We start from the raw sequence: 17,139 nt of genomic DNA, 5'->3' as shown, positions 1-17,139 counted from the left end.
CATATCGAGGTCAATCATGGCAACCATGGATCGTACCAGTTACGCACAAATGTTTGGCCCAACAACCGGCGATTCGGTGAGGTTGGGCGATACCGAACTTTGGATTCAAGTAGAAAAAGATTTTACCGTATACGGCGATGAAGTTAAGTTTGGTGGTGGTAAGGTTATCCGCGATGGCATGGGACAAAGTCAACAAGACAATTCTGTGGCAATGGATCTAGTTATTACCAACGCCACCATTTTAGATCACTGGGGTGTGGTAAAAGCCGATGTTGGCATTAAAGACGGAAAAATTGCAGCCATCGGTAAAGCCGGAAATCCCGACGTACAAGAGTCGGTTGATATCATCATTGGCCCCGGAACCGAAGTTATTGCCGGAGAAGGCTCCATTTTGACTGCTGGTGCGATTGACGCACACATTCATTTTATTTGCCCACAGCAAGTAGAAGAAGCTTTGATGTCTGGTGTTACCACCATGATTGGCGGCGGCACCGGCCCTGCAACCGGAACAAACGCAACCACCTGTACGCCAGGGCCTTGGAATATTGGCAAAATGTTACAAGCCACCGATGCCATGCCCATGAATTTTGGTTTTCTCGGTAAAGGTAACGCCAGCAAACCAGAGGCGTTGCGCGAGCAACTAGAGGCGGGCGCTTGCGGTTTGAAATTGCACGAAGACTGGGGAACAACTCCGGCGGCTATCGATTGTTGTTTAAGTGTCGCCGATGAATACGATGTGCAAGTGGCAATTCATACCGATACACTGAACGAATCCGGTTTTGTTGACGACACGTTAGGCGCGTTTAAAAATCGCGTAATTCATACCTACCATACCGAAGGCGCCGGTGGTGGTCACGCACCAGATATTATTAAAGCAGCTTCGTTAGCCAATGTTTTACCGTCATCCACTAACCCAACGCGTCCTTACACGGTGAATACGGTTGACGAGCATTTAGACATGCTTATGGTTTGTCACCATCTCGATTCTAATATTCCTGAAGATGTCGCGTTTGCCGATTCTCGAATTCGTAAAGAAACCATCGCCGCCGAAGATATTTTTCATGATTTAGGCGCCTTCAGCATGATCTCGTCAGATTCTCAGGCAATGGGGCGCGTGGGGGAGGTTATTTGTCGAACCTGGCAAACTGCTCATAAAATGAAAGTGCAACGCGGCAGTTTAGAAGGCGATAGCGAGTATAACGATAATATGCGTGCGCGCCGTTACATCGCTAAATACACCATTAATCCAGCAATTACTCATGGCGTTTCTGAATTAATTGGTTCTATCGAAGTGGGTAAACTCGCTGATTTAGTGCTGTGGAAACCGGCATTTTTTGGTGTAAAACCCGCCATGATTTTAAAAGGTGGATTTATTGCAGCTGCGCCAATGGGTGATCCCAATGCATCCATTCCAACGCCGCAACCGGTGCATTACCGCCCTATGTTTGGCGCCCAGCCCTTGGCTGCGGCAAAGTTGTCGGTAACCTTTGTTTCGCAGGCTGCCGTTAATAATAATATTGGCGAGCCACTCGGGTTACAAAGACAGCTCGTTGCCTGTAAAAACACCCGTAATATTTCTAAAGCCGACATGATTCTTAATAATTGGCAGCCGAAAATTGAGGTTGATCCGCAAACTTACGAAGTAAGAGCCGACGGTCAATTATTAACGTGTGAACCGGCAGAAAGTTTACCTCTTGCGCGCTTGTACAATCTATTTTAATGGCTCAAATATTTTAGGAATTTTATGTTAGAAATTTACGATCGTTTGGGCTTGCATTGTCACGAAGAGAAGTTTGCGACCCTAGCGTTAAATCATGATCAGCGCGATAAAGGGCGCTTGCGAACCTTTTTAGACGATGGCACCGAAGTTAGAATTTTCCTTGAACGCGGCAAGCCCTTATTGGTGGGTGAATATTTAAAAACACAATGCGGAAAAATAATTCAAGTGGTTGGCGCCGAAGAAGCTACTACTATTGCTTTTTGCGATGATTGGTTAATGTTTTCAAAGGCGTGTTATCACTTGGGAAATCGCCACGTAAAAATTCAAGTGGGGGAGTTGTGGCTACGTATTACGCCCGATCATGTACTTGAAGATATGTTGCTTCAATTAGGGCTCGCCGTCGAATCAGAATCAGCGGTGTTTATTCCAGAGAGCGGCGCCTACAGTCATGGACATCATCACCACTAATTTCGGTTTATTAAAATTAATGCAGCTAACCAGCGTAAATTTGCCGGTCGGCGGGTTTGCATTTTCGCAGGGTTTAGAAACCGCGTGTGAATTGGGCTGGGTTAAATCGTTGGATGATGCTCGAGATTGGATTGGTGTTCAAATTCAAGAATCTTTGGGCCACTTAGATTTACCCATTTTTCTACGAGCCTATGACGGTGCTGATTTAAGCAGTGATTTGACAGAGTTTAAGCGCTGGAATCGCTATATTTTAGCGAGTCGCGAAACCCAAGAGTTCCTATCGGCAGATATCGCCATGGGGGCTGCGCTAAAACGCCTAATGGCTAATTTAAACATCGATTGTGCCGTTGATGGCGATATTAGTTTTGTCTGCGCATTCGCATTTTTAGCGCACTATTGGCAGATCGATAAAAAGGCAGCCTGTTTGGGATATTCGTGGACATGGTTAGAAAATCAAATCTCAGCGGCAATGAAATTGGTTCCTTTAGGGCAAAATTCTGCTCAACAATTAATTGGTTTATTGCAACCGAAACTGACCAAAACAATGGAGTTCGCTCTAACCTTATCGAACGAAGAAATAGGTTCAAGTTTAATTGGTTTATCTATAGCCAGCTCTATGCACGAAACACAATATTCAAGATTGTTTAGAAGCTAATGTTTACAAAAAACTTTAAAAAAGAATCGATTTTGGAATTTTTAAAGCTGCGAAACATTTCAAAAAATTAATGAAAAAGAATCAGAGTTAACCATATGACAACGAAACAAACTTTGCGGGTAGGTGTGGGCGGCCCGGTCGGTTCCGGTAAAACTGCGTTATTAAGATCATTGTGTTCTGCTATGCGTGATCATTATGATATAGCCGTTGTAACCAATGACATTTATACCAAAGAAGATGCTAATTTTTTAACAAAACATGAAGCATTATCCGCTGATCGTATTATTGGTGTTGAGACCGGCGGTTGCCCGCATACCGCAATTCGTGAAGATGCATCAATGAATTTAGCGGCAATCGATGAGTTAATCGCGCGTCATGGAAATTTAGACGTAGTGTTTGTCGAAAGTGGTGGCGATAATCTCAGCGCAACCTTTAGCCCAGAGCTTTCAGATTTAACTCTTTATGTTATCGATGTTTCTGCTGGCGATAAAATTCCGCGCAAAGGTGGCCCAGGAATCACAAAATCAGATTTATTAATTATTAATAAAACCGACTTGGCTCCCTTGGTTGGAGCCTCGTTGGATGTGATGGATCATGATGCCAAAGCCCAGCGTGGTGATAGGCCGTTCGTATTTTCTAATTTAAAATCGGGTGAAGGACTATCGACAATACTTCAGTTTATTGTTAACGCGGGCATGTTAGAAGAAAAAGCCATTTTTTAAGAAAAGGCGTGTTACAATCAAATCGGTGGGCTAGATTTATAAAATTAAGGTAATAAGACGATGGCGTTTTCGACACTAAAATTTTTGAAAAAGGCAGTTTTTAAAAAAATTAAGAAAGCTTTTAATCCAATTTTGACATTAGTGGTAACAAGCTTTCCAGCGTTGGTTTTTGCTCACCCAGGTCACAGTGCCGAAGGTAGTTTGATGCATTCTTTCGAACACGGAGTTTGGGCCATTGCCGTGTTAGCGTTGGTTGGTATTTTTTACGCGGTTGCGTTGTTTGCAAAATCTTTAGCGTCCAACAAAAACTAATTGTACTCCTATTGGTTTATTTCTCGCAGACGCTTACTCTTTGATCAGCTTTTCGTAGGAATTTAATGGAATTTTTATTCCAGAATGTAGCTTACGAAAAGTTGATTACTGTAGCTTAATGTTTTTCATGGGATTACTGCCCATTCTTCCTGATTTGTAATTCAGACTTATTCCATTCCGTAATTTTTCTTAAAATCCATTCCTCTTTTAATAGAGTCAATACTGGCGTCCGTGCCTTTAAAACTCCTATAGAATTTCTATTTTTACTTCTGAACTAACGTTTTTAAGAACCTCTGATTAATCTCTTTTTAATTTCAATAAACGGATTGTATTGGGTATTAGCGACTTGTTTTATTAAGAGTAGAGACGTTGACATAATCAGAGCTTCCTATTTGTTAGTGCTGATTTTCTCTAACACTACTGACAGGCGCATCCTTGATTTAATTTTTATTCATCCCTGATTTTTTCGAAAGTCTATAACCTTTAATTAAACCATCCATAGATTAATTAAAGGTTAGACATTTCAAACTGTGTACTTGCAAAACAATGCAAAAAATTCTAGTTAAATCATTCACGTTTAAATCGGCAGTTTTAACTTAATAGAATATTCTCGTGCCTCTGGAAAAATTAAATGTTGTTAAAGTTTCCCAGATTTAAAACGCGTATTTTTCAAATTTAACGACACCTTGTAAAAATATTAACGATGTTACAAATACAGGTGCCGTTAAAATATTGAATTTATTCAGACTGGTTTGTGGTTACGGTTCGAGTCGTGGTAGATGTATGACTCTGACCTTGGGCGTCGATAAATTCTTTATTTTTAGTGACGGTACCAGAGTCTTTATCATAACTGGCATTAGTATTTTTACTTACTGTGTTGCCCTGAATACCGGTTCGGCTGCTACTGGTTGCATAACCATTTTCGGTGCGTGTCGCTTGGCTGGTCTTGGAATAACTTTCACCATTTAGGCGGGTTCCATTCACGGTCTTTGTTGCCGTTTGAGTATCTTGATCAACACTTACCTCTTTAACACGAGATTTGCTCTGGCCATTTGGTAAGGTTGCCGAACGAGATTTAGTGAAACCGTTTTCATTAGTCTGACGTTGAATATTTCGGTTAAAGGTGCCGTTCACCGTTGTACGCGACTGATTTACATTGAAATTTTTGCCTTTACCAAGTGCAAAGCTTTGAGATGAAGAAAACGCAAGTGCGGTAACGAGTGATAATAAAATTAAGTTTTTCATGATAGCCTCATATGGTGTGATAATTTGATATTTCAGTGTAAGTAACGTTACATGTTCTTGATGGTTGACAATTAATTAGATAATGAATCAAGTGGCTAGAAAGGTAATATTTATTAGCTATATGTATATTAAATAATATTAATGAATGCTTGTTTGATTTTTGTGCGATAGTTGGTGGAATATATTCAGAAGTTGGAATAAGCAAGCGCAATTACAGTGATTAATCTAGAGCCCACTTACACGAGAAAAGGTCGGTTAACACCCAGTCGACAAAGTTGGTCTAATTAATATTCTGGCGCTGGAGCAATCTGATTGGCGACAGAGAAAATACTCGAGCTAGAACTGAATACAACCAATCTTTTTATACGTTTAGCCAATTGATAGTCAGTGATGTTGCGAGATACGATTTAACCGCTAAGTTGAAACGGATAAAAGTTATTTTTATGTCGTATGTAAAAATAATAGATTTCGGTAGGTTAAAAATTTTTTCTATTGATATTCTCGATGCCAAAACTAAAACACTACTGTCCACTATAAATTAGAAAGTCAGGCTTGAAAACATCATCTATACAGACTCATTTATATTTTACAACACTATAGATATCAGTAATTTTCGTCATTAGTGGATTAATCTTTAGAAGTTTTAATTGTTAATAATAAAATCCATGCTCAAAAAATTGAGAGCTTTTAGAGTCAGGTTAAAATTTTCATAAGGAAACATGGCGGAATTAAAAAATTTAAATAATTTTTTAAAGAGCATGAAAAGCGTTTCTGTGAAAGAGAGCGCTAACTATTTAAGTCACTTGCATAACAAGAATGCTCGTTAACTCTATCTATTTTGTTCTGATGTTTATATAAAGTTGTAAATATATTTTGCATATATGTAGTTACTGATTTGTAAGATTTTTTGTTGTATTTTGAATGTTCATGGACTTTTTGTTTTGGAGGCATTGTGAAGATAATTAATAGGATAGTTGAGTTTTTAACTGGTGATTCTTCTCCTTCCGTCTCTGAAGGAGATCAGGTTTACTCTTCACTTAAAGACAAAATAGATTTCGAATCCACGAGTCTTAGATCTAATATATACCTATTTTTAGGTTATATGTTTTTTTTTCTAATCACTATTGTTGGTGTTGCTGATTCAGACTTTTATTTTCAGAGTCGAAAAATAAGTATGCCGATAGCTGGCATAGAAGTTAAAACTGTGCATTTTTTCTTTGTTGGAGCGTTTCTGATTGTTATTATGCAGGCGCGTGTATTGACTCATTTTTCATTGTTAAGAAGTTATTTCTATCAATTTTGTGATAATTATAAGGATAGGTTAGATGAAATTGGCTTTTCTGCTCCGCTTTATTATATTTATAATCGTTACCGAAGCTGCTTGACTAATTATGATAGAAAAACTACTTATGAGGCCGAGATTTTTTTGTATGTAGGGTTTGTTATTTTTTTATTACCCCCGTTATTGATTTTTGTTGCTATTTATAAGTCCTTTTCATCTTCGTCTTTGATTTTGTCTTTGTCTTTAATTTTTCTTCTTAGTTGTTCTGTGTGTTATTCCTATTTTGAGGTTCGTAGTACACATAAATTTCCTATTTGGTTTGATCCAATTTCTTATACTTTGAGCGGCGTTTTTTTTATTTTTGTTCTGATTTTTGTGTACGGACTTCCCGACGCGCTTTTTTTTAGTCTGTTATTTTTATTGCCTTTGATTTCGCATTTTTCTAATTTGAAAAAAAGTAATGTGCTTGATAAGTTTATAATTTTTATTTTTGTCTTATTAGTCGGAGTTTGTGCCACATATTTGTATGGTGTTGGACTTGGTTTTTATAAGGGGTTAGATTTTAAGTTTGGTGTTGAGCACCACTCTTTGGGTAGTGCCTGGGGTTATATTGATTCATTTTTCGGGGATATTCCCTCTGATAGTTTTTGTGGAGATATAAGTGTTCATTGGCCCAGATTTTTACGCGTAACATTAATGATATTTGTAATTGTTTCGTATTTTGGAATTAGGTTATTCTTGGGACGAAAGTTTTTTAAGCGATATTTTTCAGTATTGCTTGTTTTTATTTCTCTGTCTTCGATATTCGTTGATGTTTCTAAAGGTGGAGCGGATAATTTTTTTCGTTATGAAGTTCCGATGTCTCTGTTTTCGTTTCTTGTTAATAGATTTGGTTTTTCGAATAAATCCTACGACTGTGTGTTCGAAGCGTATTATGAAAAACTCAGTGTATTTGATTATAAGTTTCCACCGAATTTTTCTAGAGTTTTTATTGAAAAAGATCAGATTCCTGGCTTTAGTTTAAAATTTGATCATTTGGATGATTTTTTACACGATTTAAATGAGCGCTTATGTTCCACGAAAGCCTCGTTTGTATATAGTAAATTCATACGAAACGAGGCTGATATAGATGAGGAAAACGAATCTAAATGTGGAAAATTTTTGAACCATACTGTAGCTAAATATTTTGATCCACAGTCAATAGATTTTGATCAGGAATTCTTAATGACAATTAATGAAGAGGAGTACCGGCAATATTGGATGCTTAAACGTCGAGAATACTATAATCAATTCCCACATAGTAATCTTAAATTTACAGAATTAAATGGTTTTACTATTTATGACGGGCGTATTATTAATGCTAATTTATACACTTCCAGACTATTTGACTCGGTATTAGTTAACCTGAATTTTGAAGGGGTGCAATTAACAAAAGCATTGATTCCGTATTCAAAATTTACAAATGTTAATTTTTCCCTTGCTATAGGAAATACAGCACGATTTCTCGGTTCTAACATGAAAGCTGTGGATTTTAAGTTTTCCACATTAACTAATGCGGACTTTAGGTTCAGCTTGTTGGAGGACGTTGATTTTAGATATTCGAATTTGGTTAAATCTCAATTTAACGGCGCTGTGATTATTCGGGGAGATTTTCGACACGTTGAGTGGGCGGGGAGTGATACAGAAACGTTTAATTGCTCAATTGTTGTTGAAAAGGATGGGTTGTCTGAATATAAAGATAAAAATTCAGCGCCACTTTTTTCCACGGAAAATACCAATTTAGTAAATGAATTAGAGTTGTCTTATCAGAATATATTAGACAATTTTTATCCTCAACATGAGTTACTAAATGGGAGCAATTTATGTGGTTATCAGCTACGTCTGCTTAAAACTGATAGTTTATCCTCCGGCGGTGAGAACACTCAAAATCATGATGGTTTATGCAAAAATGCTATTGCTAATGCCGAGAGAAAGCTAAATTCCAGATGGGATTTGAAATGGGCTAGCGGTCGGATTTGTACGGTAGAGTTGAATAAATCTTAAAGGATTTATTTATACGGCAATTTTGATGAATCATACAGTTATACCGGTGAGGCTAAGAAAGTGAAGCATAACTTTCTTAGCCTTTTTGTTAACCTATTCGATTAACAACCTAGATTGTCGCGTAATAAACCAGTTCTTGCTTCGAAGGTTGAAGCGCCGCTTAAGTTCGGGAATAGATTTAAGCGCGAGCGGAATTCAACTTCATCGATGGTAACTTGTTGGAAACAGAAGTTCGCACTGCGTGGAGTAGTTTGCTCCATGATGAATGCAGCGGTTTGAATGTTACCGTTAACGTTGGTGTAAAGAACTTTCCAGTAGCCGCTTGGGATACGGTGGCTTTCGTCGGCATTTGGTAGGCTTGCAAAGAAGAATTCATACAAAGGACCGGTTAATACGAATACTTCGCTGAACCCGCCGGTTTGTACCAATCGACGTACGCGATCTTCCAAAATGTTCCATGGACCTTGGTTAAGACCAGCGGCTTGTGGCGTTACGTTTGATAGGTAGTTAAGAACTTCAAAGTTTGAAAAAGCACCCAGAGACGCAAGTGGAGCTTGGTGACCACGATCGGTACCGATTTGTGCAGCTGCGCCATCGTAGTCGTTTGGTTCAAGAGTACGGCTTGGGAATAATATTGGGTCTGCACGGAAAGTACGTGAACGGCCACCTTGGATGGTGCTTGGAGTAATACGGTAAGCAACCCAGTCAGCAAATTTGGTGGTGGCATTGTTGCTTAAAGTGTAAGGATCACGAAATACTACAAAGTTCGAACTTGGTGTGCCAGAAGGGCAAGAGCCTGGGCAATGTTGAGAGTTAACAGCAAAAACTTCGGTTGAAGCTAAGAAAAAAGACAAGACAAGTAACAACTTTTTCACTTTGATTACCCTACTTTGGTGTTAAAGGAGAGTAAACATTCGCATTAATTGGTTAAGCTTGCTTTTATTTATTGTGAAATAAATATTAAAAAAAGTGTATTTGTGACGAACTTATCATTTTTTGAAGGTGCATTCCGGCGACATTTATAGAGATTCCCCGAATATTTATTTTTGCAAAAGCTGCAAATAAATTTCGTTAATATTCGAGATTTAACCGATTAAAATAGCTTGTCGCAGTGAGAAAAGTCGTGCGTTTTTAGGCTGTAAATGTAAGGAGTTTGTTCCGATAAGAACGTGTTAGCAGGGCTGAAAAAGTTACCGAATTAACCGATTTTGGTTGTCGATAATATTGTTGATACCTTTTTTGTCGATATGTATCAACTTAAAAATATAAAGCTATTTTTACTTTATTGTTTTGTATTTTGAAATAATTGGACCATCAGCAACGGTTTGCAGGAATTCTGGCTTTTTACGGTTTGGTTCTCGTAGATTTTTTAAACAACAAATAAAATTGTCGATGGCAAGCGGTGCCATCGACAACTTATAGAATGTGCGCGGTTAAGGGTTAAGCCAAATGTGCCTCATGGGGCTGGCTAACTCGTTTTTTACTAAGTTGCGTTAGGCTTTTTTCGACCGCTCTTAATATGAGTCGTCGACTAATCACTCCCACAAGTCGATTATCACTGTTTGTTACTGGGTAAACCTTGGGTTTTGCCCCCAACATTTGTTGAGCCAAACTGAGCAAATCACTGTCTTCTTTCACCGATAATACATCGGTCTTCATGATGTCTTTTACTTGTGCGACACGTTGATTGTAATAGATTACTTGAATAGCTGCGCCCAGGCAGTCTTGTTCAGATATCCAGCCAATAACGTCTCCGGAATCGTTAACTACTGGCCCGCCAATGACTTCATGTTTAACCAACTCCTTTACCGCTTCTACAACTAAATCATCTTCGTGGAACTTTACAAAATCTGTGGTCATAAAATCGGAAACTTTAAGTGATTCCATTTGCAGTGTCCTCTGTCTGGTCGGTGGCGTTAAATTAATGAAGTTGCCATAGAGATTCAGCGCCGTTTGTTTATCTTTTTATGTGCGGCGTACTTACAGTTTTGCTCATGAATTTAGTTTGTGCCAGTTATCTCAAATTCAATGGATTCAAAAATCAACCGCAACTTTCTTTAAACTAAATCTAATAAGGTGAAAGGATCATAACGAGTTAAGAGCAGTGTTATTTGATCTAGGGCCTGCTGAATACAAATGTCTCAAACAGTTTTGATTGATTGTTAAAGACTGTGAGGTGAATACGATTTTTTTAAGCAGTGCTTTTGTAAAAACTTGTCTCTAGCTAGACAAAGTTTTTATAGATTAAAGGATATTCTTCTGTTCTGGTAATAAGTAAAAAGGATAAAAATATAATTTCTGTTCATCTTTTGTGATAGATCTATAAGCCGACGTTTGGATGACGTATCTTGAACGATAATTTAAATGAATTCGAATATTGCATAATGTAATTTACCCATTATTCCAATCGGATATTTACAAAGATTCTGTTTGAAATTGGATCACAAATTTGACGTGCATTTTTAAAACGACCCAATTAAGGGAGATTTTTACGTCGTTGAGTTGCGATATTTTTTATTCTAATCGGAACTATTAGTTCTTTTGATAGTTATATTCGAGGCTTTGTAGCAGTATTTGCGGCGTAGAATATTTTGAATGAGACCTATATGTTAAATTTGCGTGATATTTACGCCGATTCACCGTAGTAACGTCATGCTCTAGCGGCTGTTATGCCAGTTTGAAATTACCCATTAATTAATATAGAAAGTAATGGTATTCCACTTCTTGTCTGAACGCGATTGATCTTAGTGAGTTGAAGGCAAGGAGTGATGTTGAATACGGCGACAGCATGCTTAGTTTTTTAGACATTGGTGTTTTGTAATTTTGCGATTTGAATCGATTCAGATTTTTTGAAGAAATATTCTGAAGTTTTTTCTAGGAAGTCCGCCCAATTTCTTTGACGCATATACGTTTTAGTTAGCGAACTTTGAAAATCTATACGCTGGTGTTTGGTTTAATAATTGAAATTAAGTCTTTTTTATTCAGTAGATTAGACAGAGTTAACAGTTTGATAACTTGGCGCGAAATGAACAACGAATGCGCTATTCCCTTAGATATAATGATGTTATCAACTGTTCCAGTTTTCTGAGTATTGTTCATACCAAACAGTACTTGAAGAGTTTATTTTTTTGGAAGCCCCCTCAAATGAACGCGAAGTATTTAGCAAGCTGTGCAAGTCTATTGTTGTTAGCGGTGCATGGAGCGTCGGCCCAATTCGTTAACCAACCTCAAACCCCTGGAGAGCTGATCAGTAAGTCGCATCCTGAGTTGGGTCGGTTAACCACTATCGAAATCTTAGGCGATCTAATCATCGCCATTCCTGAAATCCCCTCGTCAACACCAGAAGGCGACTTTGTTGTTCGAGCAATTGATATTTCAGATCCCAAAAACCCTGTCACCGTAAATACTTTCGGTATGACACGCTCACCGATCCTTGCCCATGGTACTTACAAAAGAGGCAACGAAGTTTATTTAGGTGGTTTTCCCAATGACGCGGTTCGTTTAGAACCCGACGGTTCGGTCGTTCACGCCAAATGGACTGGTCCAGATGCACATTTCAACAAGAGCGGTATGATGCATCCTTGGGCGGCCAGACATTGGTGGAGTTACGGTGAGGTTTCCGGTTTATCGTGGTTGCAGCTTGACGGTGAAGTTACCGCAGAGTGGGATCACCTCGGTTTAACTGGTGTCATTGGTTTCCCATCTTTTATGGGTAACCTAATGTTGTATTCTTCAGACCAAACCTTTTCAGGTATGGCTGCTTATGATGTTAGTGATCCAACCAATCCAGTATTGTTGGACGTTCTTAAACTTCCAGATACTCATCCTACAATTACAATCCCGCGCTTTATTAATGGTCAAAATGTAAACGTTCCTGCTCCTTACGGATTGGGTGGTTACTGGAGTGAAATCTACGGCCACTATATGGTGTTTGCCCGTCGCGGTGATAACCCAGGTGTTCAGGTTGTTGATTTCTCTGATCCAACTAACCTACGAGTGCATTGCGAAGTTTTCTACCGAGATCCAGCACGTAATCTCGTCATGGATACGGCGATTGGCTCAAGCTACATGGGCTTCCAGGACGAGTTTATCTTCTCTGAGCAGCTCAAAATTAATGTAGAGACCTGCGAAGCGCAGTTGCTGTTTAAAGAGATCGAAAACGAACTTGAAACCAGTCAATATTCTCGTCCTCTTGGTAATATGATGTTGTCAGGCGGTGGTCATAACTATTTGATTGAAGGTCGTGGCATTGCTTCGGGCGGTTTGGGTATTTGGGCTCATCAAGCAGAACCTGACACTCGTCCACCGTTTGTTGCCTACCATATTCCTAAGCGTGATCAGACCAACTATCCGCTAATGGCTCCAATATCGTTCATGATTCCGGAGACCTTGCGCACCGAAAACATTGTTGTGGGCGAAAATATTCGTTTAACCGAAGTGGGTGGTGACCAAGTACCTGTCGATTATTTGTTATCGCATACTGGTGTGCTAACGGTTGATCCACTTGAGCTTTTGAAACCCGATACAACCTACGAAATGACTTTGGTTGGTATTGAAGACGCCGTTCATAACCCGATGGAAGAATTTACCTTCCGCTTCTCTACCGGTAGTGAGGTTCAATCAGCTGTTCCGGTGATCCGTAATGTACGCTTGTCTGCGGCGACGCTTCTTCCGAACGATCCCGTAACCGTGACCGTTGATGCCGTAGACGCAGATGGTGATAGCTTGGAGTATCGTTTCCGTCGCTCTGCGGGTGAAGCATACGGACCTTGGTCTTCTGCGAGTTCTGCGACTTTTACCTACGCAGATCTGGGCAATTTTGCAATCAACGTTCAAGTTCGTGATCCGTCGAATAATATCGCTACGTCTGTTACTAACGTAGCTGTTGTTGAGACCTTGTTGACGCAAGAAACAACACTTTCCAGTTCTCCTTTAGCGCTTTCATTTGACGGCGCTTACGTATGGGTCGCAAACCCCGACAACGACACAATTGCTCAGCTGGCGATTGATACACACGAAAAATCCAGTGTCGGTGAGGTTTTTGTTGGTAAAGATCCACGCAGCCTTGCTACAGATACTGAGGGTCGTCTATGGGTTACTCTTCACGATGACGATGCCATAGCCGTTTTAGACTCTGCGGGCAATAGGCTGGAAACCATCGAGACTGGTTATGGTAGTGCGCCATTTGGTGTGGTGGTAAGTCGTGCGGGAGATTTTGCCTACGTTTCTCTGTACAACTCAGGAAAAATCGTCAAAGTCGATACAACAACCATGACCATTGTTGCTGAGACCACTCAAAAGCTTCCTACTGTTAAAGCGTTAGCGCTAACCGAAGACGGTACTCGCTTAGTTGCCACGCGATTCATCTCTGATGACAACTGGGGTGAGGTTTGGATTGTTGATACCGCAACTATGGCGATTCAACGTACCGTTAAACTCGATCAGAACCTTGTACCCGACCAGATTGATAACGGTCGCGGTGTTCCCAACTACATTGGCAGTGTTGTCATCGACTCAGAAGCACGTTTTGCCTACGTTGCTGGTAAGAAAGATAACACAGGCAGTGGCCTAGTTAACGGCAACCCAGACTTGGATGACGACAACACTGTTCGTACCTTTGCGGCGCAAATTGATCTTACTTCTGGGCTTGAATTGCGTGAAAGTCGTATCGATTTCGATAACGCCGATTCTCCCTCTGCATTAACCTTGGTTGGTGACGATCAATATTTATTAGTAGCAATGCAAGGTGGCAATCAAGTGTTTGTCGTTAACCGAGATGGCGCAACCGGTGCGCTGGGTGTTTCCGCCAGCCGAATTGCCAGTGGTCTTGCTCCTCAAGGTTTATTGTTCGATGGTTTAACCGAGCAATTAATGGTGAAAAACTTCACTGAGCGCACCGTGACATTTGTCGATTTGAGCAATTTCTTGCGTGGTAGCATTGTGAATCCTGCGAGCGATTCGGTGAGTACTGTAGCTAACGAAGTGCTTTCCGATGAAGTTCTGCTTGGTAAGCAAATTTTTTACAGTGCCGTTTTAGACCTAAATACCGGTAGCGAAAACCGTGCAAAAACCAGCGCCGAAGGCTATTTGAGTTGTGCGACCTGTCACTTAGATGGCGACCAAGATGGCCGTGCTTGGGACTTTACTGGCCGCAACGAAGGTGTGAGAAACAACATTACCTTAAATGGTCGCATGGGTGCTCGTTTCGGATTTATGCACTGGTCGGGTAACTTTGACGAAGTGCACGATTTTGAAATCGATATCCGTGAGCGTTTTGTTGGACGCGGTTTGATGACCGACGAACAATACGAAGCAACCGGTGCGGATAATCCAATGATCAGCAGTAAAGCCGGTGTCAGCTCAGATCTAGATGCTTTGGCAGCTTATGTTGAAAGTCTTGGTAAAGCCTCATTGGCTCGCAGTCCCTACCGTGATCCCGTTACTGGTCAAATGACCGAGCAGGCGCTGCGTGGTCGTGAAGTATTTGAGTCAGCCGGTTGTGTTCAATGTCATAGTCCAATCGCTAACGGAGATGGATTCTTTGATGTAGGTGCGTTTACCGATGGCCAAATCCACAACATTGGTACTACTCGTAGTTACTCTGGTTCACGTTTAGGCGAAGAATTACCAGGCATTAAAACCCCTTCTTTGCTCGGTGTATTTAAATCTGCACCTTACTTACATGATGGCAGTGCGCCTGATTTGGAATCTGTATTTACAAGCATAGGTGGACAAGTTATCGAAGCTGAAAGCTTGAGCTCTTCCGGTTCTGCAGTACAGGTTGTTCCTGAATCATTTTCATACCTACGTGGTGGTGCAGGTGTTCGCCTTAGTGGTAATGGCAGCTTGTCGATCTCAGCGGCTTCTCCAGGCGCACCATTTAATGGATTTGTGCGTGTTCGTTACGGTTCGGTAACTCAGCCCGCTAACTTGAAGTTGACAATTAATGGTCAAGAGTTGGTTAGAGCCCTAGAAGTACTACCAACAGTTGGCGGTGAAGATGTTAACTTCCGTGAAACCACCTTCTCAGCGGCATTTATCGGTAATCAGCAAAATGCCACTCTGTCGATAGAGTCTACCGACGGTACCGCTTCTGCAGTGATTGATACCATTACCGTTTCAACCAGAGATGCTGTGACTAACGCGGCACCGCATTTAGCGTTTAACTCATTAAGTTCTACGGAAAAAGATGAGCTTCTAGCGTTCGTCATGCAGTTAGATACTCAAAATGCTGCCCAAGATGATGTTGATCTAGGTATTGTTACGACTATTGTTGAATCAACTGAAAACCCCAATCCAGGCAATGGGAACGGTGGCAATGCTTCTACTGGCGAGACCGAAACTGAAAGTACCGGTGGTTCTAACCCAGTGTCACCTACCAACGAAGAACCCGGCGTTGCTGGAAGTAGCGATAGTGGTTCTGGTTCCTACGGAGCATTCGCCTTGTTACTACTTCCCCTGTTGTTGCGACGTAGAAGACAACAAGTTCACTAATCAGCGGTAATGATTAATAAAAAACCCAGCGAGAGCTGGGTTTTTTATTGGCGGTTAGAAATATCATTAAAATCAATCATCATCACTTTACTGTTTAAAGATTTGATTTTTCATCAGATTTGAACGTTAAAAAGTATTTCGATCAATCTCATTGAGTAGACTTTGGAATTTAATCGCGGTGTTTCTAGGTTAGAGAAATAATAGGAAACTCTGACTAACCCAGAGTATCCAGTGACACAAGAATGTGTCGCCAGTCTCAAGAACAGTAAGAGATTGAAATTGTGAAGAAATTGAAAATCGTATTATCAATTTCTGACCATTGATTAAATCAGGGACGAGTTAATCAGTGGTTCTAATAATTAGATTATGAAGTTAGTTTTTGTAGAGCCTTAGTAATTGTTGATCAGCAGTTTACCACTTTAAATATTTACCTAATTTATCTCGCCATGAAATATTGCTTATTTATACTTTGTTTATTCGGGTTACCTTGTTACGGAGAAGTTGATCTCGTTAAGGTCGATAAATCCGAGCGTAAAATGTATTTGTTATCGAATGGCAATATAGTTAAGGAATTTAAAATCGCCTTGGGTGCAAGCCCAGAAGGTCACAAACAGCAGGAAGGTGACGAGCGAACTCCCGAAGGTAATTACGTTTTAGATTACATTAAAGAGGATTCTGCTTTTTACAGAGCAATGCACATTAGCTATCCCAATAAAAACGATATGAGCAACGCAAAAGCCAACGGTGTTTCGCCGGGCGGATTTATTATGATTCACGGGCAGAAAAACGGTTTTGGTTGGCTAAGTTTCTTAAGTCAAAATTTTTGATTGGACCAACGGCTGTATAGCTCTTACAAATTCAGAGATGGATCAATTTTTGGAATTGGTTGAAGAGGGTACAGATATTCAAATTGATTGGTGACGCTTCTTGTAAATCCACATTCGGCTATTACCCGAGCACAGCTATCTTGCCAATTGATAAGTTAATTATGCTAAACCCTAGCATAATAAGTAATGCATTGAGAAAGATCTGCGTAATATCTGCTCGCATTGGCGTGCAATTTAAAGCGTACAAATCGCCTAAAAATATTGACTGGCGATCAGGAGCTTCAAAATATTTTTTAATTTCCTTTTATTAACTATTACCAATCCACAAATTGGATGTGTTTTTTCTGCCTCGTAGAAAAATAATGAGTTTT

At 40.1% G+C, this 17,139-nt stretch carries 12 protein-coding genes; 9 read left to right on the top strand and 3 right to left on the bottom strand.

The features are described 5' to 3' along the window. Positions 1–16 precede the first annotated feature (16 nt). The 5 genes from ureC to ACYQ28_RS06305 all read left to right on the top strand — a co-directional run bounded on the left by ureC (position 17) and on the right by ACYQ28_RS06305 (position 3,877). The gene (gene ureC / locus ACYQ28_RS06325) at positions 17–1,720 is read left to right on the top strand and encodes an urease subunit alpha (RefSeq protein WP_460048879.1); all 1,704 of its coding nucleotides are present in this window, start codon (positions 17–19) and stop codon (positions 1,718–1,720) included. A 24-nt stretch (positions 1,721–1,744) separates the two neighbouring features. Further along, entirely contained in the window at positions 1,745–2,188 is a 444-nt protein-coding gene (ureE, locus tag ACYQ28_RS06320; RefSeq protein WP_460048878.1) for an urease accessory protein UreE, read from the top strand. Continuing rightward, on the top strand, positions 2,169–2,843 hold the full coding sequence (locus tag ACYQ28_RS06315) for an urease accessory protein UreF (protein ID WP_460048877.1): 675 nt from the start codon (positions 2,169–2,171) through the stop codon (positions 2,841–2,843). The genes ureE and ACYQ28_RS06315 overlap by 20 nt, the downstream gene beginning before the upstream one ends. A 95-nt stretch (positions 2,844–2,938) precedes the next feature. Beyond that, complete coding sequence (gene ureG, locus ACYQ28_RS06310; protein ID WP_460048876.1) at positions 2,939–3,565, top strand: urease accessory protein UreG; 627 nt, start codon at positions 2,939–2,941, stop codon at positions 3,563–3,565. 60 nt (positions 3,566–3,625) lie between these two features. Continuing rightward, a complete protein-coding gene (locus ACYQ28_RS06305; RefSeq protein ID WP_460048874.1) occupies positions 3,626–3,877 on the top strand; it encodes a hypothetical protein in 252 nt (83 codons plus the stop codon). Positions 3,878–4,615: 738 nt separating this feature from the next. On the opposite strand, the gene ACYQ28_RS06300 is transcribed toward ACYQ28_RS06305, so the two are convergent. Next, positions 4,616–5,122: a hypothetical protein gene (locus tag ACYQ28_RS06300; protein ID WP_460048873.1), complete on the bottom strand. Its 507-nt coding sequence runs from the start codon at positions 5,120–5,122 to the stop codon at positions 4,616–4,618. Positions 5,123–6,074: 952 nt separating this feature from the next. Here ACYQ28_RS06300 and ACYQ28_RS06295 point away from each other — a divergent pair. Next, complete coding sequence (locus ACYQ28_RS06295) at positions 6,075–8,447, top strand: pentapeptide repeat-containing protein (RefSeq protein ID WP_460048871.1); 2,373 nt, start codon at positions 6,075–6,077, stop codon at positions 8,445–8,447. 101 nt (positions 8,448–8,548) lie between these two features. Here ACYQ28_RS06295 and ACYQ28_RS06290 read toward each other — a convergent pair whose 3' ends face one another. Then, positions 8,549–9,322, bottom strand: a complete 774-nt coding sequence (locus tag ACYQ28_RS06290) for a DNA/RNA non-specific endonuclease (protein WP_460048869.1) — start codon at positions 9,320–9,322, stop codon at positions 8,549–8,551. Between the two features lie 565 nt (positions 9,323–9,887). Further along, positions 9,888–10,334, bottom strand: coding sequence for a CBS domain-containing protein (locus tag ACYQ28_RS06285; RefSeq protein WP_460048868.1), 447 nt, complete (start codon positions 10,332–10,334; stop codon positions 9,888–9,890). 1,257 nt (positions 10,335–11,591) lie between these two features. Between ACYQ28_RS06285 and ACYQ28_RS06280 the strand changes: the two genes are divergently transcribed. From ACYQ28_RS06280 to ACYQ28_RS06270, 3 genes are all read left to right on the top strand, one after another. Then, positions 11,592–15,941, top strand: coding sequence for an Ig-like domain-containing protein (locus ACYQ28_RS06280; protein ID WP_460048867.1), 4,350 nt, complete (start codon positions 11,592–11,594; stop codon positions 15,939–15,941). 536 nt (positions 15,942–16,477) lie between these two features. Beyond that, positions 16,478–16,768 carry a L,D-transpeptidase family protein gene (locus tag ACYQ28_RS06275; protein WP_460048865.1) on the top strand — a complete coding sequence of 97 codons (291 nt, stop codon included), beginning with the start codon at positions 16,478–16,480 and terminating at the stop codon, positions 16,766–16,768. A 37-nt stretch (positions 16,769–16,805) separates the two neighbouring features. Continuing rightward, positions 16,806–16,862, top strand: coding sequence for a hypothetical protein (locus ACYQ28_RS06270; protein ID WP_460048938.1), 57 nt, complete (start codon positions 16,806–16,808; stop codon positions 16,860–16,862). Positions 16,863–17,139 lie beyond the last annotated feature (277 nt).

The organism is Sessilibacter sp. MAH1 (genome assembly GCF_054658315.1).
Note: the sequence above shows the minus strand (reverse complement) of the source record. Positions and strands in the feature narration are given on the sequence as shown.